Origin of the sequence: Gemmata obscuriglobus (genome assembly GCF_008065095.1) — a bacterium.
GTDB lineage: Bacteria > Planctomycetota > Planctomycetia > Gemmatales > Gemmataceae > Gemmata > Gemmata obscuriglobus.
Map to the genome: position 1 here is coordinate 755,014 of NZ_CP042911.1, position 26,143 is coordinate 781,156.

Annotated in this window: 25 protein-coding genes; 15 read left to right on the forward strand and 10 right to left on the reverse strand. The window is 67.9% G+C overall.

Translation table 11 applies throughout. The annotated features are described in order from the left end of the window. The first annotated feature begins 13 nt into the window (after nt 1–13). From GobsT_RS03230 to GobsT_RS03250, 5 genes are all read left to right on the forward strand, one after another. Nucleotides 14–1,072, forward strand: a complete 1,059-nt coding sequence (locus GobsT_RS03230; protein WP_010040148.1) for a DUF1559 family PulG-like putative transporter — start codon at nt 14–16, stop codon at nt 1,070–1,072. A 302-nt stretch (nt 1,073–1,374) separates the two neighbouring features. Next, nucleotides 1,375–1,959, forward strand: a complete 585-nt coding sequence (locus GobsT_RS03235) for a CDP-alcohol phosphatidyltransferase family protein (protein WP_010040146.1) — start codon at nt 1,375–1,377, stop codon at nt 1,957–1,959. Nucleotides 1,960–2,347: 388 nt separating this feature from the next. Next, on the forward strand, nt 2,348–3,484 hold the full coding sequence (locus tag GobsT_RS03240) for an NADH:flavin oxidoreductase/NADH oxidase (protein ID WP_010040144.1): 1,137 nt from the start codon (nt 2,348–2,350) through the stop codon (nt 3,482–3,484). 274 nt (nt 3,485–3,758) lie between these two features. Continuing rightward, the gene (locus tag GobsT_RS03245) at nt 3,759–4,796 is read left to right on the forward strand and encodes a DUF1559 domain-containing protein (RefSeq protein ID WP_010040142.1); all 1,038 of its coding nucleotides are present in this window, start codon (nt 3,759–3,761) and stop codon (nt 4,794–4,796) included. 75 nt (nt 4,797–4,871) lie between these two features. Further along, nucleotides 4,872–5,261 (forward strand): peptidase associated/transthyretin-like domain-containing protein, encoded by a 390-nt coding sequence (locus GobsT_RS03250; RefSeq protein ID WP_010040140.1) that lies wholly within the window; start codon nt 4,872–4,874, stop codon nt 5,259–5,261. A gap of 15 nt (nt 5,262–5,276) precedes the next feature. On the opposite strand, the gene GobsT_RS03255 is transcribed toward GobsT_RS03250, so the two are convergent. From GobsT_RS03255 to GobsT_RS03270, 4 genes are all read right to left on the reverse strand, one after another. Then, nucleotides 5,277–6,308: a phenylalanine--tRNA ligase subunit alpha gene (locus GobsT_RS03255; protein WP_029600896.1), complete on the reverse strand. Its 1,032-nt coding sequence runs from the start codon at nt 6,306–6,308 to the stop codon at nt 5,277–5,279. A 77-nt stretch (nt 6,309–6,385) separates the two neighbouring features. Continuing rightward, entirely contained in the window at nt 6,386–6,859 is a 474-nt protein-coding gene (locus GobsT_RS03260) for a 6-pyruvoyl trahydropterin synthase family protein (protein WP_010040135.1), read from the reverse strand. Nucleotides 6,860–6,952: 93 nt separating this feature from the next. Then, the gene (locus GobsT_RS03265; protein ID WP_232068326.1) at nt 6,953–7,645 is read right to left on the reverse strand and encodes a 7-cyano-7-deazaguanine synthase; all 693 of its coding nucleotides are present in this window, start codon (nt 7,643–7,645) and stop codon (nt 6,953–6,955) included. Beyond that, nucleotides 7,642–9,120 (reverse strand): zinc ribbon domain-containing protein, encoded by a 1,479-nt coding sequence (locus GobsT_RS03270; protein WP_010040129.1) that lies wholly within the window; start codon nt 9,118–9,120, stop codon nt 7,642–7,644. The genes GobsT_RS03265 and GobsT_RS03270 overlap by 4 nt, the downstream gene beginning before the upstream one ends. A 133-nt stretch (nt 9,121–9,253) precedes the next feature. Here GobsT_RS03270 and GobsT_RS03275 point away from each other — a divergent pair, with 133 nt between their 5' ends. From GobsT_RS03275 to GobsT_RS03305, 7 genes are all read left to right on the forward strand, one after another. Then, a complete protein-coding gene (locus GobsT_RS03275; RefSeq protein ID WP_197905094.1) occupies nt 9,254–9,811 on the forward strand; it encodes an HD domain-containing protein in 558 nt (185 codons plus the stop codon). Then, nucleotides 9,804–10,607: a phosphonoacetaldehyde hydrolase gene (gene phnX, locus GobsT_RS03280; protein ID WP_010040123.1), complete on the forward strand. Its 804-nt coding sequence runs from the start codon at nt 9,804–9,806 to the stop codon at nt 10,605–10,607. The genes GobsT_RS03275 and phnX overlap by 8 nt, the downstream gene beginning before the upstream one ends. 347 nt (nt 10,608–10,954) lie before the next feature. After that, nucleotides 10,955–11,386 carry a universal stress protein gene (locus GobsT_RS03285; RefSeq protein ID WP_010040121.1) on the forward strand — a complete coding sequence of 144 codons (432 nt, stop codon included), beginning with the start codon at nt 10,955–10,957 and terminating at the stop codon, nt 11,384–11,386. Nucleotides 11,387–11,403: 17 nt separating this feature from the next. After that, nucleotides 11,404–12,297 (forward strand): DUF1444 family protein, encoded by an 894-nt coding sequence (locus GobsT_RS03290; protein ID WP_010040120.1) that lies wholly within the window; start codon nt 11,404–11,406, stop codon nt 12,295–12,297. 182 nt (nt 12,298–12,479) lie between these two features. After that, nucleotides 12,480–13,214: a carboxylesterase family protein gene (locus GobsT_RS03295; protein ID WP_010040117.1), complete on the forward strand. Its 735-nt coding sequence runs from the start codon at nt 12,480–12,482 to the stop codon at nt 13,212–13,214. A gap of 127 nt (nt 13,215–13,341) precedes the next feature. Continuing rightward, the gene (locus GobsT_RS03300; protein WP_010040115.1) at nt 13,342–14,880 is read left to right on the forward strand and encodes a Gfo/Idh/MocA family protein; all 1,539 of its coding nucleotides are present in this window, start codon (nt 13,342–13,344) and stop codon (nt 14,878–14,880) included. A 365-nt stretch (nt 14,881–15,245) separates the two neighbouring features. Next, the gene (locus GobsT_RS03305; protein ID WP_010051297.1) at nt 15,246–16,025 is read left to right on the forward strand and encodes a tyrosine-protein phosphatase; all 780 of its coding nucleotides are present in this window, start codon (nt 15,246–15,248) and stop codon (nt 16,023–16,025) included. Between the two features lie 25 nt (nt 16,026–16,050). On the opposite strand, the gene GobsT_RS03310 is transcribed toward GobsT_RS03305, so the two are convergent. Then, complete coding sequence (locus GobsT_RS03310) at nt 16,051–17,595, reverse strand: hypothetical protein (RefSeq protein WP_029601331.1); 1,545 nt, start codon at nt 17,593–17,595, stop codon at nt 16,051–16,053. A 521-nt stretch (nt 17,596–18,116) separates the two neighbouring features. On the opposite strand from GobsT_RS03310, the gene GobsT_RS03315 reads away from it, so the two are divergent. Together GobsT_RS03315 and hpt are read left to right on the forward strand one after the other, a co-directional pair. After that, nucleotides 18,117–18,530: a hypothetical protein gene (locus GobsT_RS03315; protein ID WP_010051298.1), complete on the forward strand. Its 414-nt coding sequence runs from the start codon at nt 18,117–18,119 to the stop codon at nt 18,528–18,530. Between the two features lie 75 nt (nt 18,531–18,605). Beyond that, nucleotides 18,606–19,121, forward strand: a complete 516-nt coding sequence (hpt, locus tag GobsT_RS03320) for a hypoxanthine phosphoribosyltransferase (RefSeq protein WP_010051300.1) — start codon at nt 18,606–18,608, stop codon at nt 19,119–19,121. 139 nt (nt 19,122–19,260) lie between these two features. Here hpt and GobsT_RS03325 read toward each other — a convergent pair whose 3' ends face one another. The 5 genes from GobsT_RS03325 to GobsT_RS03345 form a co-directional block, all read right to left on the reverse strand. Then, nucleotides 19,261–20,667, reverse strand: a complete 1,407-nt coding sequence (locus GobsT_RS03325; protein WP_010039253.1) for an alkaline phosphatase D family protein — start codon at nt 20,665–20,667, stop codon at nt 19,261–19,263. A gap of 211 nt (nt 20,668–20,878) precedes the next feature. Then, entirely contained in the window at nt 20,879–21,247 is a 369-nt protein-coding gene (locus GobsT_RS03330) for a sll1863 family stress response protein (protein WP_010039246.1), read from the reverse strand. A gap of 242 nt (nt 21,248–21,489) precedes the next feature. Continuing rightward, a complete protein-coding gene (gene mnmA / locus GobsT_RS03335; RefSeq protein ID WP_010039244.1) occupies nt 21,490–22,563 on the reverse strand; it encodes a tRNA 2-thiouridine(34) synthase MnmA in 1,074 nt (357 codons plus the stop codon). A gap of 78 nt (nt 22,564–22,641) precedes the next feature. Then, nucleotides 22,642–24,387, reverse strand: a complete 1,746-nt coding sequence (locus GobsT_RS03340) for a redoxin domain-containing protein (protein ID WP_010039243.1) — start codon at nt 24,385–24,387, stop codon at nt 22,642–22,644. A gap of 81 nt (nt 24,388–24,468) precedes the next feature. Further along, complete coding sequence (locus GobsT_RS03345) at nt 24,469–25,071, reverse strand: TetR/AcrR family transcriptional regulator (RefSeq protein WP_010039241.1); 603 nt, start codon at nt 25,069–25,071, stop codon at nt 24,469–24,471. Nucleotides 25,072–25,188: 117 nt separating this feature from the next. On the opposite strand from GobsT_RS03345, the gene GobsT_RS03350 reads away from it, so the two are divergent. Next, nucleotides 25,189–26,130 carry a PLP-dependent cysteine synthase family protein gene (locus tag GobsT_RS03350; protein ID WP_010039240.1) on the forward strand — a complete coding sequence of 314 codons (942 nt, stop codon included), beginning with the start codon at nt 25,189–25,191 and terminating at the stop codon, nt 26,128–26,130. Nucleotides 26,131–26,143: the final 13 nt, after the last annotated feature.

Sequence of the window (26,143 nt, forward strand, 5' to 3'; positions counted from 1 at the left end):
GAAGGGACAGCACATGTCACTTTATCCGAAGGGTCTGCGTCGCGGCTTTACGCTGATCGAATTGCTGGTAGTGATCGCGATTATCGCGATCTTGATCGGGCTGCTGTTGCCCGCCGTCCAGAAGGTGCGTGAAGCGGCAGCACGCATTAAGTGTACGAACAACCTGAAGCAGATCGCCATCGCGTGCCACGGGTTCCACGACGCCAACCAGCGGTTCCCAGCCGGCACCACGCTCGGCAAGGGCCGGAACGGCAACGGCTGGTACACGAACGCGCACGCCTACGACAACCCGGCCGCCGGGTGGACCAACGCCACCACCAGCTACCCGGCCGACGGCCCGTTCTGGTCGTGGGCCATGCGGATCGCTCCGTACATGGAGCTGGACAACGTCCAGAAGGCCGCCAACATGAGTGGCACCCCCGCCGGCTGGCCGTGGTGGCAGATCATCCCGGGAACTACCGGCGGCAGCAACACGGTGGTCGGCATCCAGGCGAAGACGTTCATCTGTCCTTCGGACTCGCGGTCTGACCTGTTCTGGACCGAGTCCGGCACCGGGAACCGCGCCGCCCTCACCGACTACATGGCGGTCACCGGCCGGGACACGTACAAGGAGACCATCTCCGGGAGCAAGCTGGCGGGTCAGGACGGGATCATGTACGTGAACTCGTCGGTCAAGATCGCGGGCATCACCGACGGCACCAGCAACACGCTGATGATCGGGGAGCGCCCGCCGGCGAACAGCCTGGAGTACGGGTGGATGTGGGCCGGGGCCGGGTACGACCCCGGCGCGTTCGGCGCGGGTGACGTGGTGCTCGGGGTGCGCGAGCGGATCCCGTCGATCAACGACGCCCCGGGCGTGTACGGGCCGGGCAACCTGAACCAGGACACCCACTTCAACCACTACTGGAGCCTGCACACGGGCGGCGCGATGTGGGCCCGGGCAGACGGCTCGGTGCAGTTCATCGCCTACTCGGCCGGGTCCCAGGTGGTCACCCAGGTCAACGGGGTCAACGTGACCCTCCTTGAGGCGATGGCCTCGCGGGCGGGCGGCGAAGTGTTTGCCGCCCCGTGACCCGCCGACTTCGGAGGACCTTGTAATGCTTCGTCGGCTCGTTCTTGTAGTGGTTCTGGGCGCTTCGCTGGTATCCCTTGGCTGTGACGGGGACAAGAACCAGCCCACGGCGGGGGCCGGCTCGCCCCCGCCCAAGCGGGAAGCGCCCGGACAGAAAGCCAAATAAAAGTGAGGAGAGCCGGTCCGGGGATTTCCCCGAACCAGCCGAACGGCCGCGGTAACACCCGCGGCCGTGCCTTTTGTGCGTCCGTCACGAGAATGACCCCAAGCGGCCGTTGGCGCCGCCGGCGAGGGGGAACCGCATGTCCGTGTCGGCCGCGCCAGAACCGCTTCTGAACGTCCCCAACGTGTTGTCGTTGTCCCGGGTGCCGCTTGCAACGGTGCTGTTCGCGTGCATCGTCCACGAGTTGTGGCTCCCGGGACTGCTGGTGTTCTTGGTGGCTGCCGCGACCGATTGGGCCGACGGCTGGTGGGCACGCCGGTACGGCCCCCTCACGCTCGTGGGCCGCAGCCTCGACCCGCTCACCGACAAGATCCTCGTGTGCGGTACCTTCATTTATCTCATTCCCGTCCCGAGGGCCGGCATCGACCCGTGGATGGTGACCGTTGTGGTGTGCCGCGAACTGTTAGTGACGGGCCTTCGTGGGATGGTCGAGGCGACCGGTAAAAAGTTCGGCGCCGACTGGTTCGGCAAACTGAAGATGGCACTTCAGTGCGCGGTGCTGGCCAGCGTGCTGCTGATCGCGTGGCTCCGCACCGTCGACGGTGTGACGGGGTTGTTGGGCCTGCTGCTACCGGCGCAGATGGCGTTGCTGTGGCTGACGCTCGCGGCCACGGTGGGGAGCGGGGCGCAATACCTCGTGAAGGCCGTGAGGCTACTGAGATGAATGGCGCCCGCGCAAAACGAAATCGCGAATCGCCGGGCGGGCGTTTGTTCAACGTTTGAAGGTTCTGTGGCTCCCGAGCAAGAACCGGTTCTTGCGGTTACGTCGGGGGCCGGATTTTCCACCCCGCCCTTGAGGCGCCGCGAGCCCACCAACAAACCGTGAACGGACCTCGAACACGAGTCGCGCGCTGACCTCAGGTGGCTCAACCTGGTACACAAGTAGCCACCGATCACGTGCCTGCTCCACTCCGTGCCGCCCATTCTCGTGCGGCCACTTCTCCGACGTGTAAGGTTCTCAAAATAGCCCGGCATAATTCCCCAACTGCGACGGTTCGCGGATCGCGGTTTGCAAGCACGTCGCCGAGTCCCCACTACCATCAGGTTCAAACATGAGCGAAGTGACACACGCAGGCGGGTGCCCGTCAGGGGTCAGCCACGACCGTAACGTACCAGACACCGACCTGCTCGCGCCGCTCACGGTCCGCGGCGTCACGTTCCGCAACCGTATCGTCGTGTCGCCGATGTGCCAGTACTGTGCGACGGACGGGTTCGCGGACGACTGGCACCTGGTCCACCTCGGGAGTCGGGCCGCCGGTGGTGCGGGGCTCGTGTTTGTGGAAGCCACCGCGGTGGCGCCCGAAGGGCGTATCACCCCGGGCGACCTCGGCATCTGGACCGACGCCCACGCCGAACCGCTCAAGCGGGTCGCCGATTTCGTAACCCGTATGGGGTCGGTGCCGGGCATCCAGCTCGCCCACGCCGGGCGAAAGGCGAGCTGCCGGGTGCCGTGGGAAGGCGGCGCCCAACTCCCGCTCGGCGAAGGCGGGTGGCAGCACGTCGGCCCGAGCGCGGTCCCGTTTAACGAGGGCGACCGCGCCCCGACCGCACTGGACGAGGCCGGCATCCGCACGGTAATCGGTCAGTTCAAGATTGCCGCCGAGCGGGCGGTGCGGGCCGGGTTCCGCGTGCTCGAACTGCACGCGGCGCACGGGTACCTGATGCACGAGTTCCTCTCGCCGCTCTCGAACCGCCGCACGGACCGGTACGGCGGGAGCCTCGAAAACCGGATGCGGATCGTACTCGAAACGGCCGCCGTGCTGCGCGACACCGTGCCTCAAGAGCTGCCGCTGTTCGTCCGCATCTCCGCGACGGACTGGGCCGACGGCGGTTGGGACCTGCCGCAATCGATTGAACTGGCCAAGGCCCTCAAGCCGCTCGGCGTGGACCTGATCGATTGCTCCAGCGGGGCGCTGGTGCCGCACGTCAAGATCCCCGTGGGCAAGGGGTACCAGGTGCCGTTCGCGGAAGCGATCCGGCGCGAGACGGGGTTGCTGACGGGGGCGGTCGGCCTCATCACGGAGACACAGCAGGCCAACGAGGTCGTCACCTCTGGCGCGGCGGATTTGGCGTTCCTCGCGCGGGAGATGCTGCGCGAGCCGTACTGGGCGTTGAAGGCCGCCCAGACCCTCGGCCAGGAGCCCGCGTGGCCGGTGCAGTACGGGTACGCGGTCAAGCGCCGGGGCTGAGCGGCGCGCCGGGCGCTCGTTCAGACGCCCGGCGGGAATTGCAAGGCGGGCGCGCACTTGAAAGATCGCGCCGCATTGCTATTATGCATACATGCCACCGGGCAACCAGATGTTGCTCGCCCGAACGGTTAGCTCAGTACCCGCCTTTGCTGTTCGGTGTCGCCCAGTTTAGCTCTGCTGCTCGCCCCGCTCAACGCGTGGTCGGGCCGATTTAGTCGCCCGTGCCCCAACCCGGGCCACGGGCCGCCCTCCCTTTTCCTTCTCCGGGCCCGATATGCTCTTCTCTCCCATCCGCGCGCGCCGCGGGTTCACGCTCATCGAGTTGCTGGTGGTGATCGCGATCATCGCGATTCTGATCGGGCTGTTGCTGCCGGCCGTGCAGAAGGTGCGCGAGGCCGCCGCCCGCATGAAGTGCCAGAACAACCTCAAGCAGCTCGGGCTCGCGGTCCACAACTTCCACGACGTGATGAACGGGCTCCCGAGCACCCGGTACACCACCCCGGTCGGCACCCCGAACCGCGGGGCGGCCCCGGTGTACGACACGATCAGCGGGTTCGTGTACCTGCTCCCGTACGCGGAGCAGGCGAACCTGAAGGACTCCATTTACAACAACGCGGCCTTCGTCGCCGGCACCGGCGGCGCCCCCTGGGACTCGAACTTCGCGCCTTGGACCGTCGTCCTCTCGCTGTTCCAGTGCCCGTCCGACGCCGGCACGACGGCCAGCGGCACGGCCCCGCGGAACTACCACATGAACGTCGGCGACCGGTACGACGGCAGCCGCGGCGCGTTCCAGGCGGTCCCGCAGGGCGGGGCCACCCCCGAAAAGCACAGCGCCGGGCTGCTGGCCATCAGCGACGGCACGAGCAACACGCTCCTCTTCTCCGAGCGCCGGCGGCCGACCGGCGCCAACGAGATCGCCCGGTTGGGGCTGACCGCCTCGACCGTGCCGGGCGACTGCCGCGCGCTGTGGAACGGCACCCAGTACAGCGCCGTCGTCACGCACACCCCGTCGAGCCGGTACGGCGACGGCCGGTCCCTCTACGGCGAGATCCTGACCGTCCTGCCGCCGAACGGCCCCGGGTGCCACTCGGACTCCGGGTGGGACGGGAACCGCGGGTTCTTCACCGCGAACAGCAACCACACCGGCGGGGTGAACGCGTGCCTGGCCGACGGGAGCGTCCGGTTCGTCCGCGACAGCGTCAGCGTCGGCGACCAGACCGTCAACTCCAGCACTGTGGCCGGGACCAGCCCCTACGGCGTCTGGGGCGCGCTCGGCAGCCGCAACGGGGGCGAGGTCGTCACCCTCGACTGAGCCGCCGCGCGGTCCGGGGCCGGGGCGGCCCGGACCGCTCACGTTCCCGATCCTCTCCACCGAGAACCAACTGTTATGAGCCTCGCGCGCCAGTTACTGTTTTTTGTCGCTCTGTTGGCCCCCGTGGCCGCCGGGTGCGGCGGGTCGGAGTCGGCGGTCGCCACGTCGCTCCTCCGGGGCAAGGTGACCTGCGACGGCCGGCCGGTCGTGGCCGGCGTGGTGACCGCCTACCGGGGCGGGACGAAGGTAATGGAGGCGAACATCAACCCGGACGGCGGGTACGAGTTCGCGCGGCCGTCGGCCGGCGAGTACCAGCTGACGGTGACCAAAACCGACGTGGCGACCCCGTACGCCAAGCCGGTCAAGCTGCCGGCCCGGTACGCCGACCCGGCCCAGTCCGGTTTGACCGCGAAGGTGGCCGGGGACCAGGCGAGCACGCAGGACCTGGCCCTGACCGCGAAGTGACGCCGCCCGCGGCGCTCAGAACTGCTTGAGGAACCGCAGGTCGTTCTGCCAGAACAGCCGGATGTCGTCGATCGCGTGCTTGAGCATCAGCATCCGCTGCGGCCCCATCCCGAACGCGAACCCGGTCACCTTGTCCGGGTCGTACCCGCCGGCGCGCAGCACGTTCGGGTGGACCATCCCCGCGCCCAGGATTTCGAGCCAGCCCGTGCCCTTCGTCAGCCGGTCGCGGTTCGGGTCGTCCTTCGGCCAGTCGATGTCCACCTCGATCGACGGCTCGGTGAACGGGAAGTAGCTGCTGCGGATGCGGACCTGGCGCTCGGGGCCGAACATCCGGCGCGCGAACGCCGTGATCGTGCCCTTCAGGTCGGCCATCGTGACGCCTTCGCCGACCACCAGTCCCTCGACCTGGTAGAACTGGATCTCGCTTCGCGTGCTGATGGCCTCGTTCCGGTAGCACATCCCGGGCAGGATGACGCGGATCGGCTTCCCCGCGGCCTCGCGCATCACGTGGATCTGCCCCGGGCTGGTGTGCGTCCGCAGCACGACGCCGGGTGTGGTGGTGAAGAACGTGTCCCACATGTCGCGCGCCGGGTGGTGCGCGGGCATGTTCAGCGCCTCGAAGTTCAGCTCGTCGGTTTCGACCTCGTTGGTGCGGTACACCTGGAACCCGAGGTCCGCGAAGATCGTGTATATCTGCCGCAGGATCTGCGTCGCGGGGTGGAGGCGCCCGCGGGGGCGCCCGCGGCCCGGCAGCGTCACGTCGAGCGGGTTCGTGGTGAGGCTGAGTTGAAGGGCCTTCTCCTTCGCGTCGGCGAGCGCCGCGTCGTAGGCCGCGGTGAGCGACTCCTTGACCCGGTTGAGTTCGGCGCCGGTGGCGGGCTTGTCCGCCTTCGGGACTTTGCCGAGCAGCGCCATCGCGTTCTTCAGCAGCCCTTTCTCGCCGAACACCTGAGTGTTCCAGGCGCGAAGGGCCGCCTCGTCGGCGCACTGCTCGAGGGCCGCCTGGGCGTCCGCGACGAGCTTCCTGAGGTCATCGAGCGAGTTCACCTCGGCCATCTGCTCTGCTCCCAACGTCGAAGTTCCTTCGTTGGGACAGGATACGGCCGCAAGGGGTTCGCGTCCGGTCACTCTGGGGCCGCGGGCGGCGTGCCGCCGACCACCTCTCGCATCGCCACCGGCCTCGAAGGCACCCCGGGGGTGGGCCGGTACGTGGCGAACGAGTTCTCGGTCTCCCAGAGGATCACCTCGGTGACCGGCAGCCCTTGCGCCACCGCCCGGTCGAAGATGAGCCGGGCGATGGTTTCCGCGGTCGGGTTGACGTCCAGCGCGATGAACGGCTCGCCCTGCCGCTCCAGTTCCGGGATGATGGGGTCGTCCTGGTGCAGCAGCATGCGGTGGTCGAGGGTGTCGTCGATCCACTTCCCGATGACGCGCTTGATCTCGGTGAAGTCCACGACCATGCCCAGGGCGTCGAGCGACTCGGTCTCGACGGTGACGACGGCCTTCCCGTTGTGCCCGTGCAGGTTGCGGCACTTCCCGGCGTAGTTCAGCAACCGGTGCCCGTAGCAGAAGTGGATTTCCTTCGTCACTCGGAACATCGTTCCCTCCGGCACAAAGACAAAAGAAGGCAGGCGAAGGGCGGCCCGCGCAGCGCACGCGGTCGCCGGCGAGCGGTCTTTTGCCTTTCTCCTTTACTTCTCTGCGTATTCAGTCGGGTCGGTCATGTGGGCGTCGCGGAACGCCTGCCGGCGCTCCGCGCACTTGTTGCAGGTGCCACAGTGCAAGCCGCGCACGGGGCGGATGCAGGAGAACGTGTGCTCCAGCGGCCGCCCGCGGCCGCGGCGCATCACGTCCACCTTGTGAAGGGCCGCGTACGGGCGCAGCACCCTCACGTCGCCACGCACCGCGGAACTCACGATCCCGGCGAAGCCGTCGTAGAACGCGGGCGTCGCGTCCGGGAACGGGTTCGTACCGAGCGGCGCGGTCGCGACGAACGGCACCGCGTTCAAATGACACCAGATGAGCGGTTTGGCGAGCAGGAGAACGTTGCGCCCGGGCAGGAACACCGCCTCGTCGGCGGAGTCGGCACCGGGCACCCCCTCGCCGGTGGTGCTCCAGTGGGCACCGTACACGTCGGCGGTCGGCTGATCGAGAACCCGCAGCGGGCGCAAGTTCGGGGCCGCGATTGCTGCCAGGAAGCGTTCCAGGTAGGCACGCTCGACGGCCTCCCAGTGCAGCCCGGAGCGCACATACAGCGGGAACACGACGGGGCACGCGCGGACCGCTTCGGCGAGCAGGATGGCGCTGTCCAGCCCGCCGCTGACGAGCACCGCGAGCGGGGCGTCGGGCAGCGGCGCGGGTTGCGGGTCGAGGGTGGCGGTCACCGGCAGGCCCGCACGCGACGACGCGGCTTCGGACCGCCCGGCCTCGGCCCGGGACCGCCCGGGGCCGGCCCGGCAGGGCCACCCGGAGGGGGCATTCCCGCGCCGCCTCCCCCGCCCCCGCTCCCGCCCCGCGGGTTGAACTTGTTCGCGACATTGCTCACCGATTCCTTCAGGTCGGCGGACTCGACCGACGAGCGGGCGTAGAACAGGTCGCCGGACGAGCCGCACCCGATGTTCGCCAGCATTTGCGCCTTGATCTTGTTGCCGAGCGGGTCGACCTCACTCTTCCACCACCGCGGCGGGGTGCCCTCGTCCCCCTTGCCCAGGTCGCTCTCCTTCCACTTCCGGCTGGTGCTCGACGCTTTCTCGCTGTCGGCGTACCACACCACGACCTCGAACCGCACCTCGCGGCTGCCGATACTGGCCTTGAGCCCGTACCCCTTGCTCCCGCTCAGCGTCTCCGCGATGGTGCGCGCGAGCTGGGCCTTGCCGTCGTCGCTGCCGCCGGCACCGTCTTTGCTGGCCGCCGGAGCGGCCGGGGGCTTCGAGTCGCCCTGGAACAGTTGCAAGCTCCAAAACGTGCCGCGGGTCACCCGTTTGCCGAGTTCACCCATACGCGATCCGGCGGTCTTGTCCTGGGAGCCCGCGTTCCCGCTCAGAATCTTCTTGAACACCGGTTCGGGCACATCCTGCGGGCAGACGACAACGAGCCGGTTAGTAGGAGCGAAGACCCGCGTCCGGGGCGCCCCGCTGCTGAACCCGTCCACGGCGTAGTAGGTGCGCCCGTCGAGGGACTGCTGCTTCGCACCGGGCAGCTTGCCCAAGCCGTCGGCGTTGAACTCCGATTTGGTGCGGAACACCATCGCGGAGTGGCCCTTGCTGTTGGACCCGAACAGGACGTGGTCGGCGAGGCCGTCGAGGTCGTTGGCGCCGATCGCGCGGCCGATGCCGTCGCCCGCGAGCTTGAACTCGCTGCCGCCGAACGTACCCGAGAGCGCCTTATAGAACTCCGGGTACTTTTGCGCGTGCCCCAGGTTCAACCCGGACAGCGAGTCGGCGTCCTCGGGCACGTAGTGCATCATTTCGACCGACTTCGGCGTGCGGCCGAGCAGGTACACCAACAGTCCGGTGACGCAAGCGAGCATCACCAGCCCGGCGACGATCACCCCGACGAGCAACCCCTTGCTGGTCTCGCGCTTCTTGGACTTCCGCTTCTTGGGGGCCTTCGGGTCGGCGCCGCCCTTGGCGGGCTTGTCTTTCTTCTTGCCCTCGCCGGCCCCGTCGCGCTCCCGGTCCTTCTTGGGCCGGTCGTCGGACTTCTTCTTCTTGGGCCGGTCGTCGCCTTCGTCGTCCGCCGGCTCGGGCGCGACGAACGTGGTGCCGCACTTGGGGCACTCGATGTCCGTGCCGGCGTCCGGGGCGTCGTCGAGTTTGAGTTTGGCCCGGCATTCCGGGCAGCGGAGTTCAACGGCCATGCGGTAGCACCCGAGGCGAGCGGCGGACGTGCGGCTCCGACTTTCCGATACTATCGGGAGTCGCGCGCCGAGAGCAAGGGTGCGCGCGCGAGTTCATAAGAAGACGGCACCTGCACCCATGGAGAACCATAACGTGACGCCCGTAGACGTGATGGCCCGCATCGACCGCCTGTTCGCCGAGCGCGGCGGGTCCGAGTACCACGGCGAGGCCGTGACCCAGCTCGAGCACGCGCTCCAGGGGGCTTACTTCGCCGAGCAGGACGGGCAGCCCGCCGAGATCGTCGCCGCCGCGCTGCTCCACGACATCGGGCACATGCTCCACGGCCACGGCGAGGACTACCTCGATAAGAACATCAACGACCGCCACGAGGAACTCGGCGCCCGGTTCCTGGCGCACGCGTTCGGCCCGGCCGTCACCGAGCCGATCCGGCTGCACGTGCCGGCGAAGCGCTACCTCGCCAGCGGCAAGCACCCCGCGTACCCGGGCGTCCTCTCGCCGGCGTCCATAAAGAGCCTCGAACTCCAGGGCGGGCGAATGGACCCCGCCGAGATCGCGGCGTTCGAGGCGGAGCCGCACTTCGCCGCCGCCGCCAAGGTGCGCGAGTACGACGACCGCGCGAAAGTGGTCGGCATGGAGACCCCGCCGTACAGCCACTTCCGCAAGTACCTGGAGGCCTCGCTCCGTGGCTGAGATCAAGCTGGTGGTGCTCGACTGGGCCGGGACCACGATCGACTTCGGGTGCCGCGCCCCGTCCGGGGCGTTCGTGGCCGCGTTCGCCACGAAGGGCGTGACCGTGACGCTGCCCGAGGCACGCGGCCCGATGGGGCTGCACAAGAAGGACCACATCCGCGCGATGCTGCGCACCGACGCGGTGGGCGGGAAGTGGCGCGCCGCCGTCGGCCGGGACTGGACCGAGGCGGATGTCGAAGACCTGTACCGCGACGTGACCCCGCGGCAGGTGGAAGCCGCCGTGAAGTACAGCGAACTGATCCCCGGCGCTCGCGAGGCTGTCGCCGCGGTCCGCGCGACGGGGATCAAGGTGGCCGCGACGACCGGCTACTTCCACGAGGCGGCCGCGGCGGTCGCCGGGGCCGCGAAGCGCCAGGGGTACGAGCCCGATTTCAACATCTGCGCCGATGACGTTCCGGCGGGCCGCCCGGCCCCGTGGATGATCTTCCGGTGCATGGAAGCGCTCAACGTGTACCCGCCGGCCGCGGTCCTGAAGGTGGGCGATACGGTCATCGATATTGAAGACGGGCGCAACGCCGGGTGCTGGAGCGTCGGCGTGATCGACTCCAGCAACGAGATGGGGCTGAGCGCGGACGAGCTTCGCGCGCTGCCGCCCGCTGAACTCGAAGCCCGTCGCGCGGCCATCACCGCGCGCTACAAACAGGCGGGCGCGCATGCGGCCATCAGCGACCTGGGCGCGCTGCCGGGGCTGATCGCCGACTTGAACGCCAAACTCGCCCGGGGGGAGCGCCCGTAACTCACCTGACGAGCGGCGCGTCGTTGCGGAATCGGGCGGCCCCGATGACATCGCGCCTACCCCCGCACAACGAAGCCCAATTCGTGGCGGTTGAATCAGGTAGCGGTTTGAGCCGACGGCACGGGCGCTGCTCGTCGCAACTGCAAGGGCTTTTTCGTTCGATCGCGCGGGGCTTGTACCGTCCGGCGCCCGCGGCCGGGTGCCTCGGCGGAATCGTCGTGGATTGACCTCGTCTCGCGCCCGCCCGGGGCGCCACTTCCGACAAGTCTCCTTCCTTCGGTCGGTTCCGTTGGTACGATAGGAGCGGCGGCCGGCGCCCGGCCCCGACCGCCCCGGGAGACCTCTCCATGATCCGCGTGGCCCGTGTCCTGTACCCGACCGACTTTTCGAGCTACTCGAACTTGGCCTACTTTCACGCCGTCGCGCTGGCCGAAGCGCACGGGGCGACACTGGCCGCGGTTCACGTTTACGCCCCCGGGACCGGCCTCACCCGCGAGCAGGCCAAGGGGCTGCTCGAGCAGGTGCGCCCGGCGAACCCGAAGATTTCGGTCAGCCACGTGCTGCTGGAGGGCGACCCGGCCTCGGAGATCACCCGCTACGCCGCGGACGCCGGGATCGACCTGATCGTGATCGGCACCCACGGCCGAACGGGCGTGGAGCGGCTGGTGATGGGCAGCGTGGCCGAGCGCGTGATGTGCGAGTCCGCGTGCTCGGTGCTCGTGGTGAAACTGCCGAAGGGGGCGGTCGGCGCGGAGCCGGCGGCCGAAGTCCGCGCTTGACCACCGGAGGTCCGTACGTGTCCGCTGCCGACCCGCCCGAAGACGAGCCGACCCCGCAGTTCCCCGCGGCGTTCCGATCCGCGGTCGCGGGCCGGCTCGCGGCCGGCGGGTACGCGGTCGCGAGCTGGGAGCCGAGCGGGGTGAACGTGCGCCCGCCGGGGGGCGGCGACGAGCAGTACATCGGGCTGGCGAACCTGTACCGCCGCGCGAAGGCCGCCGGCCCGGCCGAGTGGCCCGAGCTGATCGACGGGTTCCTCGACCGGCTCGCCCGGGCGGTCGCCGCGCCCGACATCCCGCACGACCTCATGACCGTCGCGGACCGGCTGCGCCCGCGGCTCGGGCGGCCGTTCGACAAGCGCGCGGCCCACCCGTGGGGCATCCCGCTCCCGGGCACCGGGCTGGAAATCACCCTGGTGGTGGACTTCCCGCACACGATGGCGTTCGTCACCGACGAGATGCTGAAGCGCTCGCGGAAGCGGGGCGAGGACCTGCTCGACATCGCGGTCGAGAACCTGCGGAACGCGACCGCGGCGGACTTCTTCGACCGCGCCTCGCCGGACCACGACATCTACTTGGGGCACACCGGCGACAGCTACGACGCGGCCCGCGCGCTGCTCGTGGAGGAACTCATGCCGGACTCGCCGGCGGGGTTCTGGGTGGCCGTTCCGAGCCGGGACGAACTCGCCGTGTGGCCGGTGTCGTTCCCGGCGATCAAGGACGTTCACGGGCTGCACCTGTTCGCGGTGGAGAACTTCCGCGAGCACGCGTACCCGATCACCGACGACGTGTTCTGGGTGTGGCACGGGGTGTGGCACCCGTTCATCACACTTAAGGACGGCGACTCGGTGATCGACCCGCCGGAGCTGTTCGTCGAGGCGCTCCAGGCGCTTGAGGGGCCGAAACCCGAGTGACGCTATGGGGGCCTGAACCGGATCAGAAACCCGGCCCCTCCCCCAACGCGCTCGTGTGGCCCTCGCCTGAACATAACTGCGCGGCCCCGCCTTCCCCGCAACTTGACATTTCACCTTCTTGCTGGCGACCGTGTGGCCGGTTTGATAGGCTTTAGCACACCGCCCCTACCGGAGGCCCTCGCATGCGCGTCCTCTCCGCGTTCTTGCTCTGCGCGTCCTTCTTCTCCTTGCTCACGCCGTCCCGCGCGGACGACAAACCGAAAACCGGGTTCATCGACAAGACATTCAAGAACGCCGACGGCACCACCTCGCCCTACGTCGTGTTCGTCCCCCACACCTACGACGGCACGAAGGAGTACCCGACGGTCCTGTTCTTACACGGCTCCGGCGAAACCAAGGGCGGGAAGAAGATGCCGGTCGAGGTGGGCCTCGGCACGGCGATCAAAAAGCGTGAAAAAGACTTCCCCTTCATTGTCGTGATCCCGCAGTCCGAAAAACGGACGTGGCAGGCGACCTCCGGCGACGCCAAACGCGCCCTCGCGATGCTCGACGAGGTGCAAAAGGCGTACAAGACCGACCCGAAGCGCCAGTACCTGACCGGGCTGTCGATGGGCGGCTTCGGGACGTGGAGCATCGCCACGACCTACCCGGACCGCTGGGCCGCGATCGTTCCGGTCTGCGGCGGCGGCAATGTGAAGAGCGCGGAGAAGATCAAGGACGTCCCGACGTGGGTGTTCCACGGCGACGCCGACACCGCGGTGAAGGTGGACCTCTCGCGCGAAATGGTGGACGCGATCAAGAAGGCCGGCGGCAGCCCCAAATACACCGAGTACCCGAAGGTCGGGCACAACTCGTGGGACGCGGCCTACGACACCGACGAACTGTACAAGTGGCTGCTCGAACAGAAAAAGAAGTGAGCACCTGGGTTCTCCGACTCGTGACCGATGATTTTCCGAGCCAGACGACGGGCCTGTGACCATTGAGAAGGTAGCACCGATCGCCGGTGACGGGTCCGTGGTCTGAATCCTCCCGCAGGAGCTGCGAATGTCGAACTCGAACGTGAACCGCCGGGCGTTCATCGCCGGCACCGCCGCGGCCGGGGCCGCGATGTCCCTTCCGGCCGCCAGTTACGCGCGGATCAAGGCCGCCAACGAGAAGCTGCGGGTCGGCTTCCTCGGCGTCGGCGGCCGGTGCCAGCAGCACATCGGTGTCATCCTTCAGATGCAGAAGGAAGGCAAGGCGGTCGCGCCGGCCGCGGTGTGCGACGTGTGGGACGGCGAGGTGAAGAAGGGCGTGATCCAGGGGCGCGGGCTGTACCCGTCGGCCGAGAAGTGCGGGCTCGACAAGAGGGACAAGAACCACGTCAGCAAAGACTACCGCACGATCCTCGACCAGAAGGACGTGGACCTGGTGTGCATCGCCACCCCGGACCACTGGCACGCGCGCATGGCGATCGACGCCATGAACGCGGGCAAGGACGTGTACATGGAGAAGCCGATGACCAAGACGATCGCCGAAGCGATCGCGGTCGTCGACACGGCGGTGAAGACCAACAAGGTGGTCACCGTCGGCGTGCAGAGCATGGCCGACCCGACCTGGCTCGCGGCGCACGAGTACGTCGCCGCCGGCAACATCGGTAAGGTGATGCAGGGGCAGACCAGCTACTTCCGCAACAGCTCGGTCGGCCAGTGGCGGTACTACCCGCTCACCAAGGACATGACGCCGAAGACCATCGACTGGGACATGTGGCTGGGCCACGCGTTCAAGGGCGTGGACGGCGAGCCCCTCGGGCCGACCCCGGACGCGCAGCCGTTCGACCGCGCCGTCTGGGCGCAGTGGCGGTGCTACTGGCCGTTCGGCGGCGGCATGTACACGGACCTCTTCGTCCACCAGACGACGCACATGATCGCGGCCATGGGCCTGCGGTTCCCGGCCCGCGTCGTGGGCGCCGGCGGCCTGTACCTCGAGTACGACGGCCGCGACGTGCCGGACGTGGCCACCGTGGTGGCCGACTACGACGAGGGGTGCCAGTTCATCGTCGGCGCGACGATGTGTAACGACGTGCAGTTCGGCGAGATGATCCGCGGCCACCTCGCGACCATCAAGTTCGACGGCGGCGGCGACTTCATCAAGGGCTTCTCGGTGTACGGCCAGAACATCGCCGGCGGCCCCGCCAAGCCGAAGAGCAACGGGGGCGAGGAGAAGCCGGTTCACGTGTTCGCCAACCCGAAGAAGGGCGACGCCACCTACGCCCTGTGGGAGAACTTCCTCGAGTGCGTCCGCGAGCGCAAGCGCGAGACGCTCAGCACCCCGGAACTCGGCGCCGCGGCGTTCGCCACGGTCAACATGGGCGTGCAGAGCTATCGGTACGGCAAGGTGCTGTTCTGGGACAAGGAAAAGCGCGCCCCGAAGGAAGCGGACCAGTCGTGGGCCGGCCAGTGGGAGGCCCGCAGCAAGAAGCGCGGCAAGCCGAACCAAATCATGGGCTGGAACGCCGGCGACAAGGGCAGCCTGCTGCAACCGCCGGACTACCAGAAGCTCGAAGGCCCGTGGGTCGGCGGCAAGGACCCGGCCGGCGAGTAATTTAAGTTGAGTTCACCGGCCCCGGACGCTCCAGTTGGAACGACCGGGGCCGGCTCGTTGCGCCTTCTGTGTCGGGCCGGTTCAGCTCGCTGCGTTGCAGCAGGCCGATGTTGCGTCGGCCGAGCGTTTGTCCGGCAATGCGTCGCGGGGAAGGCTGTTCCAGCACCGCTTCCTGGCCCAGGGTATATACCGGGCAACCGGTCTGGAACAACCTCGCAGTACGCGGTTCCGGTTGCCCGGTATATACCCTGGGCCAGGCGGTGCCGTGAGCCTTCCGCGCCACAGGTTACGAAGTGGACGGCCCGACACAGCATCTTCAGCGAGCGGCGTGAGCCCGCCGGCACACCGCTTGCCCCGAACACGTCATGACTCCCCTCGCGGACACCCACGTTCACCTGCTCGCCGGCCTCGACGACGGCCCGGAGACCCCGGATGTCGCGCTCGCGATGTGCCGGACGCTCGTTTCCCAAGGCGTCGGATACGTAACCGCGCTCGCACATCAGAACCCGGACTACCCCGAGAACACCGCGGACCGGCTCCGCGCGGCCGCGACACAACTCGCGGTCGCGCTGCGCGAAAAGAAGATCCCGCTGTCGGTCCACCCCGCCGGCGAGGTCATGCTCTCCGCGGACACACTCGACGAGTGGCGGAGCGGGGCCCTCATGTCGGTCGGCGACCACCGGCAGTGGCTCCTGGTCGAAATGCCGCACGACGGGTTTCTCGACGTGCTCCCGCTTGCGGGCGCGCTCCGCCCGGAGGGCGTGGGGCTCATTATCGCACACGCGGAGCGGTACCCCCCGCTGCTCGACGATCCGGTCCTGACGCGCGAATGGATCGCGGCGGGGTGCCTGATTCAGGTGACGGCCCGGGCGCTCGCGGAGGCCGAAGGAGAGGAGGAGAACGCGCTGCGGCGCTGGGCGACCGACGGGTTCATTCACCTGCTCGGGTCCGACGGGCACGGCATCGACCGCCGCCGCCCGGAGCTGACAGCCGGCTTCCAGCGGCTCACAAAATGGATCGGGCGCCGGCACGCAGAAGGGATCGCGTGCGCCCGCGGCGAGGCCGTGCTGCGTGGCGAACCCGTGGTCGTTCCCCCACCGGCCCCGATCCGGCGAAGCTGGCTCGCGCGGCTGTTCGGGGCATGACGCGTCGAACTCTGTGTCTGCGCACTCAACGCGGGTCGATCCGTCGCACCACGAGGCGGTCCCGCTTCGCGGTTATTGTGATGAACAACTTCGCCTGGGGGATCAGGAAGAAGTGCTGGTCGCACGCGACGTTCACGTTGCCGCTGAACGCGTCCACCATCCCCTCGAACTCGGGCAAATCGCTCAGCACCGTTGTGCCCGGTGCAGCGGCCTCGGAGTTGCGCCCTTTGTGGACGCTCACCGCGAGGGTTTTCTGTTGGTTCGGCGCGAACCCGACGGTTTGCGGAGCGACCTTCAGGAAGTAGTCTTTGCTCGACACGGACGGCACGAACCACACGCCGCTGCTCGCGCCGATCCCGCCGACCCGCTGGTCCTGATACGCCTTGCTGACCACGATGCCGTTACCGTAGAAGTTTCCGTCCACGCCGGGGTACGGGACCGGGTAGCTGTCGGCCGAGACCTGCCACTTGCGGTTCTGATTGGTTAGCAGTATGGCGTTCTGGCGGCTGTGAAGCCCGTCGTAGGTCGAGAAGGCGGTGCCGTCGGGGGCGGCGCGGAGGCACCGGTCGTGCCAGTGGACGCCCAGCTTGCCGGACGCGCCTTCGACTTCCGTGATGCCGCTCGCGCCGATGTCCCAGAGCTTCACCTCTCCGAACACTTCGACGGTCGCCATCGGCCCGTTGGTCCGCGAGCCCATCGCCATCCCGCGGATGCCGCCGGGGCCGGTCGAATCGTACTCCTTGGTAAGTCCCGGGAGAGCATACACGCGGAAGATGCGGGAGTTCGGCGCGGCCAGCACGACCTTTGAGACCCCGGCGGTCAGGTGCGCGTCGCCGGTGTCGGCCGGGACGGTCGCGGTGAACTGCCCGGCGCTGGTGTCGAACACGGTGAGCTGCCCCTTGTCCGGAAGGTGCATCACAAGGTACCGCCCGCCGCCGCCGACCGCGACCGTGCCCACCCGTTCGAGTTTGACGGTCGCGGGGTCCGCTTCGAGCGGTGCCGGGGTGATCGACGGCAGCGCCACGGTAACCGGGCGCAGGTCGAACGTGTCCTTGGGCTGGGGGGGGATGAACGGACTGTTCGGCGGGACGAACGTGTTCCTTGGCGGGTTAAACGTGTTGTTCTGCGGGGTGAACGTGTTGCTCGGCGGGTTCACCCGGTTGATGGCGGGCGGGTTCGTTCCCGGCCGCTTGTAAGTGGCCGGGACCGTGGTGCCGATCAACCCGAACAGCACCCACGCGGTGAGGCCCAGCCCGCCGAGCACCATCAGCATCCCGCACCCGCCGCTGAGCAGGACGATGGCCGCGGACCCGCTCGCACGCCGGGGCTCGGCGTCTTCGCCGTCGATGTCTCTTTTCGTTCGGGGCCGCGGCAGTTCGGGAGCGGGCAGCGCGCCGGGCGTGACGTGCAGTTCGTGTCGCGGCTGGCCGGGCTCGGGCGGCGCCGCCGGCTTGCGGAACTCGACGATCATCTCGGCGTCGCAGTGCGGGCACGCGGCGGTAAAAGCGGTGCGCGACTCGGTGACCGGGAACGTCGCCTCGCACGCGGGACACGTGACGTCTTGGGGCATCGGAGCACTCGGGGCGCGGGTAACAGGGCGCTCGACGGTGTTATTGTTCCGAATCGGCCGCGCGAGTGCAAGCACGGGCGGGACGGTGTTGCGGGCCGCGCCGCGATTCGCTTGCCCCAACGCGCAAGGCGTTGATGACTGGACAATTCGGTACGCCGGTGGCTGAGATGATCGCGGCCGCACGGTTGAGGACGTGTGGCACCAAAGCTTGCTGGAGGGGCTGCAGTCGGCGGGGCGCGTTTGGGGACGAGCCGCGCCCGCAAGGGCGCGGGATGCGTCGGCCGCTCCCTTGCCAGTGCTCTTGGGTGAGTGTGAGCAGTGTGCAGAACGGGCTCGCCTCCGACCGCTTCGACATCAACCCGAGTACGGTGCGCGTCACTCGGTCGCTCCGGGGCTTGGTTCGGTGGGGTTGTGCCGATGCGCGTGCCGTTCGTGTCGCGAACAGCTCATGCGTTCCGGCATGCCGGATGCTTCGCGAACAACGTTCCGATTCTCAACACGCTTGCGAAGGACACAGACCAATGGCGAAGTCCAACAAAAGCCGCACCGGGGACGAGGCGGTGCGCACGGTCGGCGGCGCGGCGGGCGGGGCCGCGACCGGTGCGGCGGCCGGTGCGCTGCTCGGCCCGGTCACCGCGGCGGCCGGTGCGGTGCTCGGCGGCATCGTCGGCGCGTTTGCCGGTAAGAGCGCGGGCGGGGCGGAGTCGAACCCCAAAACGGTCGCGAAGAAGGCCGCGGCCACAGTGAAGAAGGCGGCGAAAGCCGTTGCGAAAACGGCTCGCGCCGAGCTGCCGGCCGCCAAGAGTGCGGCGAAGGCAACCGCCAAGAGCCCCGTCGCGAAGAAATCCGCCGCGAAGAACACGCCACCAAAATCGGCGGGTAAGAGTGCGGCCAAGAAGTCCACCGCGAAGAAGGTCGCGGCCAAGAAGAAATGACCGGCCCACGCGCGGCGAACTTGAAACCCGGACGGCGCCGACCCAAACTAGCGTCACCCCGCTGGAGCCGTCCGAATGGAAGTTCTCATCACCGCCGACCAGGTCCGCGCGCGTGTGGACGAGATGGCCGCCGAGATCATGCGCGCCTACGACGGCAAGCCGGTCACGGTCGTGGGCATCCTGACCGGGTGCCTGATCTTCACCGCGGACCTCATACGCCGGATCGACCTGCCGCTGCGGGTCGCGTTCATCACCGCGTCCAGTTACCGGGGAACGACCACCGTTTCCGGTCTGCTGGAGATTCGTGACGATTTGCTGCCCGACATCGCCGGGCGCCACATCCTGCTGCTCGACGACATCCTCGACACCGGTAAGACGCTCGCCCGCGTCGTGGCGCATCTGATCGACCGCGGTGCGGCGTCGGTGAAGGTGGGGGTGCTGCTCCGCAAGCTCGGCCGCCAGGAAGTGCCGTTCGAGCCCGATTTCGTCGGGTTCCCGATCCCCGACAAGTTCGTGATCGGGTACGGGTTGGATTTCAACGACGAGTACCGGCACCTGCCGTTCATTGGGGTGCTGCAACCCGGTGAATAGGCCCAAGGCCAAGAGTGTTCGTGTTCACCGCAGCGGGCGCGAGAGGGCGCAGAGAAGAAGCCAAGAGCGGAGTCGCTTTCACTCTCTTGGCTTCTTCTCTGCGCCCTCTCGCGCTCGCTGCGGTGAACGCTCCTCTGCCTTACTCCTTCACGATCTCGAACGCCTTCTCGTCGGCGACTTCGAGCGTCGCGCTGCCCTGCTTGTTGGTCTCGACCTTGCCGGTCACACGGATCGTCGCCCCGACCAGCTTCTCGATGTCGCCCTTCGCGAGCGCGCCCTTCTGAACCTTGACCGGCACAACCACTGCGAAGTTGTCCTTCGCCCGGAAGTCCTTATCTGAGTTCAGGTACAGGTTCGCCTTCCCGCCGATCGACTGCACCATGAACTGGACCTTCACCGTTTCGCCGGCCTTCTTCGCCGCCTCCGCGGGCGTGAGTACCCCTTCCGGCGGCTTCGGCCCGACGGGGGCTGTGGTCGCCGCGGTGCCAGTTCCCTTGAGCGTGGCGAGCCGCACCTTGAACCCGCATGTGGTGTCCCCGTCTTCGTCGCAGATCTGGACGCTCACACGCGGGTTATCGGTCCAGTCGATGGTGATGAACCCAAAATTGTCGCCGTGCGGCATCCCGCCGACGCGTTTCGAGTTCAGTTCGGGTGCGCGCCAGTTCTTCGACGACTGGTTGAACCCGCTACTGGTAACGTCGTACAGCGGGTAGCCGATCGCAGTCGGGTCCACCGAGATGTCCGCAAGGTGCCGGTCGCCGCTCAGGATCATCACCCCGCTCGCGCCGGTGCTTTTGAGCAGCGCGTAGAGCTTCTCGCGCTCCTTCGGAAACGTCGCCCACTTCTCGAACGGGTGCTCGTCCGAAATCACCTGGATGCTGGACACGAGCAGCCGCAACTCGGCCGGCTTTTTGAGCTGCGTTTCGAGCCATTTCCATTGTTCTGTGCCGAGCAGGGTGGCGTCGGCGTCGGTGTTCGGGAGGTACGGTGCGGTCCGCAGTTTCGCGTCGAACGGCCCCTTCTTGAGCGGGCTGCGGAAGTACCGCGTGTCCAGCATGATGACCTGGACGCGCTTGCCGGGCGGGCCGTAAATCTCCGCGTGGTACACGCCCTTCTGGGCGCGCCGCGGCGAATCCGCCGGGGTTTCGAAGAAGTCGTGAAACTCCTTCTGCGCCGCGTCCTTGTGCTCCCACTCGGCGCCCGCGTCGTTCTTGCCGTAGTCGTGATCGTCCCAGGTGCCGAGCATCGGGCACGTTGCCTTCAGCTTCGCGAACCCCGGCACCTTCGCCATCTGCGCGTACTTTTCGCGGATGACCTCGGGCGTCACCTTCACCTTCCGGTCGAGGTCGGCGTACATGTTGTCGCCCAGCAGCAGCAACAGGTCCGGCTTCGCGGCGGCGATGGCGCCAAAGATGGGCACCGGCTTGTCCTGATCGACACAGGAGCCGAACGCGATCCTGGTGAGCACCTTCGGGTCGTCGGCACGGGCGGCGGAGCCGAGTGCGACGATCAGCGCGAACAGCAGCCCGGCGCGAAAGGGGCGCATGGCAAGTTCCTGCGGGAGGCGGGATGTGGAGCCACCGCTATTCAACGACCGGGGCACCGGGCGGCAACGCGCAACCAACGGTATGAAGATGAAGAGTAGACGCGGCCCGCGTCCGCCGTGCGCCGCACTTATCACAAAAGCCATCCGGGGGCGGTGGCTTGTTGGGTGCAAGTGTCGCGCGGGCCGTGGGCGCCGGCCCGCGCTCGCGACGTTATTCCTTGACCGCCTTCTTCAGGTCATCGAACGCCGTTGCGGCTTCTTTGCTCACGGCCTCCCACTTGTCCGCGGCGGCCTTCTCCAGTTCGTCGAGCTTCTTCTTCGCGGCGTCGCGCTTCGCGCCCGCGTCCTTGAGCTGCGCGTCCAGCTTGGCCTTTTCGCCACCGGCCGCCTTCTCCGCTTTCGTTTTCAGCTCATCGACCTGTTTTTCAAGCTTGCCGAGATCGCCCTTGTACGCGATCACGAGTTCATCTTTCTTTGTCGAAGTGACCTTCGTGTCTTTTGTTGTGTCCTTCGACTGGTTGCACCCGATCGTCAGGCCGGCGATCATCAGCGCGCAGCAGCTCACGCACGTCCGTAACATGGAACGCACCCTCAGTTTTCGGTGTGATGGAATCGGAAACGGGCACGAAACGGAAGTGACCGGTCGTTGAGGGGCCGCTCGCGCCCGCCGCTGCCCCTCGCAAATAGAGACGCCGGAGCGGGGGGATTATTCCCCGCTCCCGTCGCTCCAAATTTCAGGCTCCACGCGCGGCCGAAGTGCGCACGAACCGCCCGGAACGTTTGCCGGGGCGGTTCCCCACTTGGAACGTGGCACTACCGCATTCACTTCGTGGGCAGTTCGATCCACCCCCCGCCGAGGACGCGGGTGCCGTCGTACAGCGCTAGCGCCTGCCCCGGCGTGACCGCAGGCTGCGGGGCGTCGAAGACCACTTCCGCGCCGCCGTCGGGCAGCGCGGTCACGGTCGCGGGCACGCCCGCGTGCCGGTAGCGGATCTTCGCCACACACGTCAGCGGTTCCGTGGGCGGGTCGATGAGCCAGTTCATCCCGCTCGCCACGAGCCCCGATGAGAGGAGATCGCTTTCGTCGCCCACGACGACCGTGTTGGTCTCGGCGAGCAGTTCCAGCACGAAGCGCTTTTTCCCGCCACCGATGTTGAGCCCCTTGCGCTGGCCGATGGTGTAGCGGTCGATACCGTCGTGGTCACCGAGTACGGTGCCGTCGCGCTCGGCGATCACGCCGGCGGTAGCGGCTCCGGGCCGGCGGGCGCGGACGACATCGGTGTGGTTGCCGCTGGGGACGAAGCAGATTTCGACGCTGTCCGGCTTCTCCGCGACGCCCACCAAGCTCGCCTCGCGCGCGAACTGGCGGATCTGTGGCTTCGTGTACCCGCCCACCGGGAACAGCAGGTGCGGGAGCACCTCGCGCTTGATCCCGTGGAGCACGTAGCTCTGGTCCTTGTCGGCGTCAACGCCCTTGTGCAGTTCGCCGTTCCGCACCTGGGCGTAGTGCCCCGTGGCGATGAAGTCGGCGCCCAACTTCTGGCCGAACGTCCACAACTGGCCGAACTTCAGCCAGTTGTTGCACACCACGCACGGGTTCGGCGTGCGGCCCCGCACGTACTCGTCCGCGAAGTAATCGATGATGCGGTTGAACTCGCTCTCGAAGTCGAGCGCGTAGAACGGGATGTCGAGCTTGTCGGCCACGCGGCGCGCGTCGCCCGCGTCGATAGCTGAGCAGCAGCCCTTCTTGTTGTCGCGGCGCTCGTCGGGCTGGTCGTGGCCGTGCGTGCCGGTGCGCATGAACAGCCCGATCACCTCGTGGCCCTGCTTCTTCAGCAGGACCGCCGACGCCGAACTGTCGACCCCGCCGCTCATCGCCAACACGACACGCGCCATACGGCCCTCCTCCGTTCAGTATAGAGGCGGAAGAGGCGGGACGCGTTCACACCGGCGCGCGTCGTTTCCCGGTTCCGGTTACGGCGTGTCGTAGTACTCGAAGAACCCGATCATCATCTCGTCCCAGGTCTGGTCGCCCCAGGTCACCTTCTTGCCCGGGTTCGGGTTGAACGGGTTCTTGGCCGAGTTGTCGTACCATGCGGTGCACTCGATTTTGCTCCCGGCGGGAAGCGCGCGGGGCTTCGCCAGCTCGTATGACAGTTGCCAGTTGAAGTCGTACTTCGGCACGTTCAGCAGCGTCTCGCGGGTGCCGTCCTTGTTCACCAGTTCGTACTTGAACGCTTTCCCGCGGAGGTGCATGTGCGGGCTGAGCGACAGCAGCGTGGTCGGCTTCTCGAACGTGTGGCTCGCGGCCACCTGGTAGTTCTCGGCGCCCGGCGGAATGGCGAACCGCACGTTCAGCGCCGCGTCGCCCTTTGCTTCCTGCGCCGGCGGTTTCTTCGCCAGCACGATCCCCAGCACCGACCGGTCCTTCCCGGCCGTGCCGTTGGGCGTGTAATGTACCTCGAACATCACTTGCGATCCCTTCGGCACCTTCTTCGCCATCCCCTCGGGGTAAACGAGCGGCTGGTCGCCCGGCACGTAGGTCCCGATCATGTAGCGCGCGAAGTTGTTGTGATCCAGCTTTCCACCCGGCGGGACCATGTACACGATGACGTGGTGAACGACCGCCCGGTAGTCGGGCCGCACTTCTGCCGCCTGCACCCACATGTCTTCCTTCAGCGGCGCGCCGACCGTGATGTGCTGGTACGGGATGCCCATTCCGAGCAGCGAGGTCGCGGGCACGTCGAACGGCTGGTTCATCTTCAGCACCAGGTCCGGCTTTTGTGGGAGCCGCCACCCGTCGATGAACTGCGCCGGCGCCGGCGCGTCCTTCGGGTCCCCCTCGGGGCACCCGGCGTCGATCCACGCCAGTAGCGTTTTCTTTTCTTCCGCCGACAGCCGGCGGTCGTTCTTGAAGTGGCCCGCTGGGGCGTCCGCGTGCCACGGCGGCATGACGCCGTCCGCGACCACCTCGCGAATCATGTCCGCCCAGCCCTTCGCCTGCTTGTACGAGGTGAGGGCGAACGGGCCGACCTCGCCGGCGCGGTGGCACTCCTGACACTTCGCCTGGAAAATCGCGGCCACGTGCTTGTGGTAACTGACCGCGGCGGTCGGCACGGGCTTCTTCTCGCGGGTTAGCTTGCACCCCGCCGCGGCGGTGAACGGCTTCTTCACCTCCCGACCCTCCAGAACCGCGTCCAGAGCAGCGGCCAGTTCGCGGGTGGTGGCCTTGTCGCGGTGGACGCCGGGGGCGAACTGGTCGTCGATCCGCCCCGCGTACCGGACGGTACGGGTCGCGTCGAGCACCACGACCGTCAGGACGCGCGAAACCGCCAGTTTGTCCGCCAGCTTCGTGCCGTCGTCCTTCAGGAGTGGGAACGGCAGCTTCAGATCTTTTGCGGCCCGGGCCACCTCGTCCGCCGAGTCGGTGAGCTGGCTGTTGACTGCGACGAACACCACACCGTCGTCGGCGTAGCGCTTGCGGAGGTCGGCGAGCCGGCCCCAGTACGCCTTACACACCGGGCAATCGAGGGCGGTGAACGCGATGACGGTGGCCTTCGCGTCGCGGGCCTGCTCGTTCAGTGCCCACGGCTTGCCCGAGAGCGGTTCCGTCAGGGTGAAATCGGCGACCTTCGCTCCGACGGGCGCGGGCTGGTCCCCGGCCGTGAGCGGACTCGCGCCGAGGGCGAGCGAAAGCGCAACGAGGGTCCGGTGGAGCACGTCAAAGCCTCCCTGGGTGGGGCACAGGTGTCGGAGAGGTATCAGGCCGTTCGGCGGGCGCCGGCCGTGGAAGTCGAGCAGTCACGCCCGCGGGCGCAGGAACCGCTCTATCATCAGCCGCGCGGTGTCGCGGAACGCCGCGAGATCGATCCGCGGGTCGAGGAACTTGCGCCACGTCAGCCCGTCGGCGAGCGCGATCAGTGTTTCGGCGGCCCGGCGCGGGTCGAGGGCGGGGTCGATGTGCCCGCCCTCTTGCCCACGGCGCAAGAGTTCGACCATCCCGGCGACGATCTCCTGATCGTCGCGGCGAACAACCTCGGCCACGCGCGGGTTGCGCATGGCTTCCGCGGTACACTCGAAGTGAAGCGGCCCGCACGCCGGATCGTTGATTTGCCCCAGCACGTCTTCCGCCAACTGGAGCAGCCCCGCGATCACGTCCGGGTTGGCCGCGGCGGTCGCGAACCGCGCGTGGGTGTCCTGCCGGTTCTCGCCGGCCATCGCGACGATGATGTCGTCCTTGCTGCGGAAGTAGCGGTACACGGACCCGGGGCTCAGACCGGCCTCCCGACACACTTCCTGCATGGACGTTTGATGGAACCCGTGGCGCGCGAAGCACCGTTCGGCCGCGGCCAGGATCTGCTTGCGGCGGTCGTCGGCCAGTGCGCACACGGCGGCCTCTCTCATCGCGAGCGAACGTTCATTCGCATCATAATTGCCGGCGGATTCGTGTCAATTCGGATTGTTCGGATTGCAGCAACCTTCACACATACAACACCAGCCCGGTTCCGGAGAACGACGTTCATGGCCACCGAACTGCCCGGCTGTCACCGCTATTTGAACCGCATCGCCCCGACGCCGCTCGTGCCGGTGCAACTGGACGCCGGGCGGCCCGCGGTGTGGTGCAAGCTGGAGTTCCTGAACCCGAGTGGCAGCACCAAGGACCGCATCGCGCGGTTCATCCTGGAGAAGGCGTGGCGCCGCGGGCTGGTGACGTGCGGGGGCCGGGTCGTCGAGGCGTCGAGCGGGAGCACGAGCATCGCCCTGGCGCTCGCCTGCGCGCAGATGGGGCTGAAGTTCCTGGCGGTGATGCCGGAGGGCGTGAGCAACGAGCGGGTGTTCATCATCCGGGCCTACGGCGGCGACGTGACGTTCACCCCGGCGGCGCTGGGGATTCGCGGCGCGATCGCGGAGGTGGAGCGGCTCGGGGCCGAACCCGGCGTGTTCCTGCCGAAGCAGTTCGCGAACCTCGACAACGCCGAAGCCCACCGGCTCGGGACCGCGCGCGAGGTGCTGGACCAGATCCCCGGCGGCCGGGTCGATGCGGTGGTCAGCGGGGTCGGCACCGGGGGGACGCTGGTGGGGCTGTTCGAGGGGCTGCGCGAGAACGGGTGCCGGGTGGTGCCGGTGCTGGCCCGCCCGGTCAACCTCGTGAGCGCACCGGAGGTCGAGTGCTGTAGCTTCTCGGCGCGCATCCCGGGCGTCGCGGACTCGATCTCGGAGATTTTCCGCCCCGAGCGCGTTCCGGGCTTATTGACCGTTGAGGTGCGCGACGAGGACGCCATCGCCACGACGCGCGAGCTGATCCGGCTGGGGTTCCCGGTCGGCCCGAGTTCCGGGCTGAACTACTGCGCCGCGCTCGAAGCCCTGCGCCAGCTCAACGACCCGCACGCCCAGGTGGTCACGGTGTTCCCGGACCGGATGGAGCGCTACTTCACCACCGAACTGTTCAAGCCGTTCGTATGATGGAAGGTCGCCC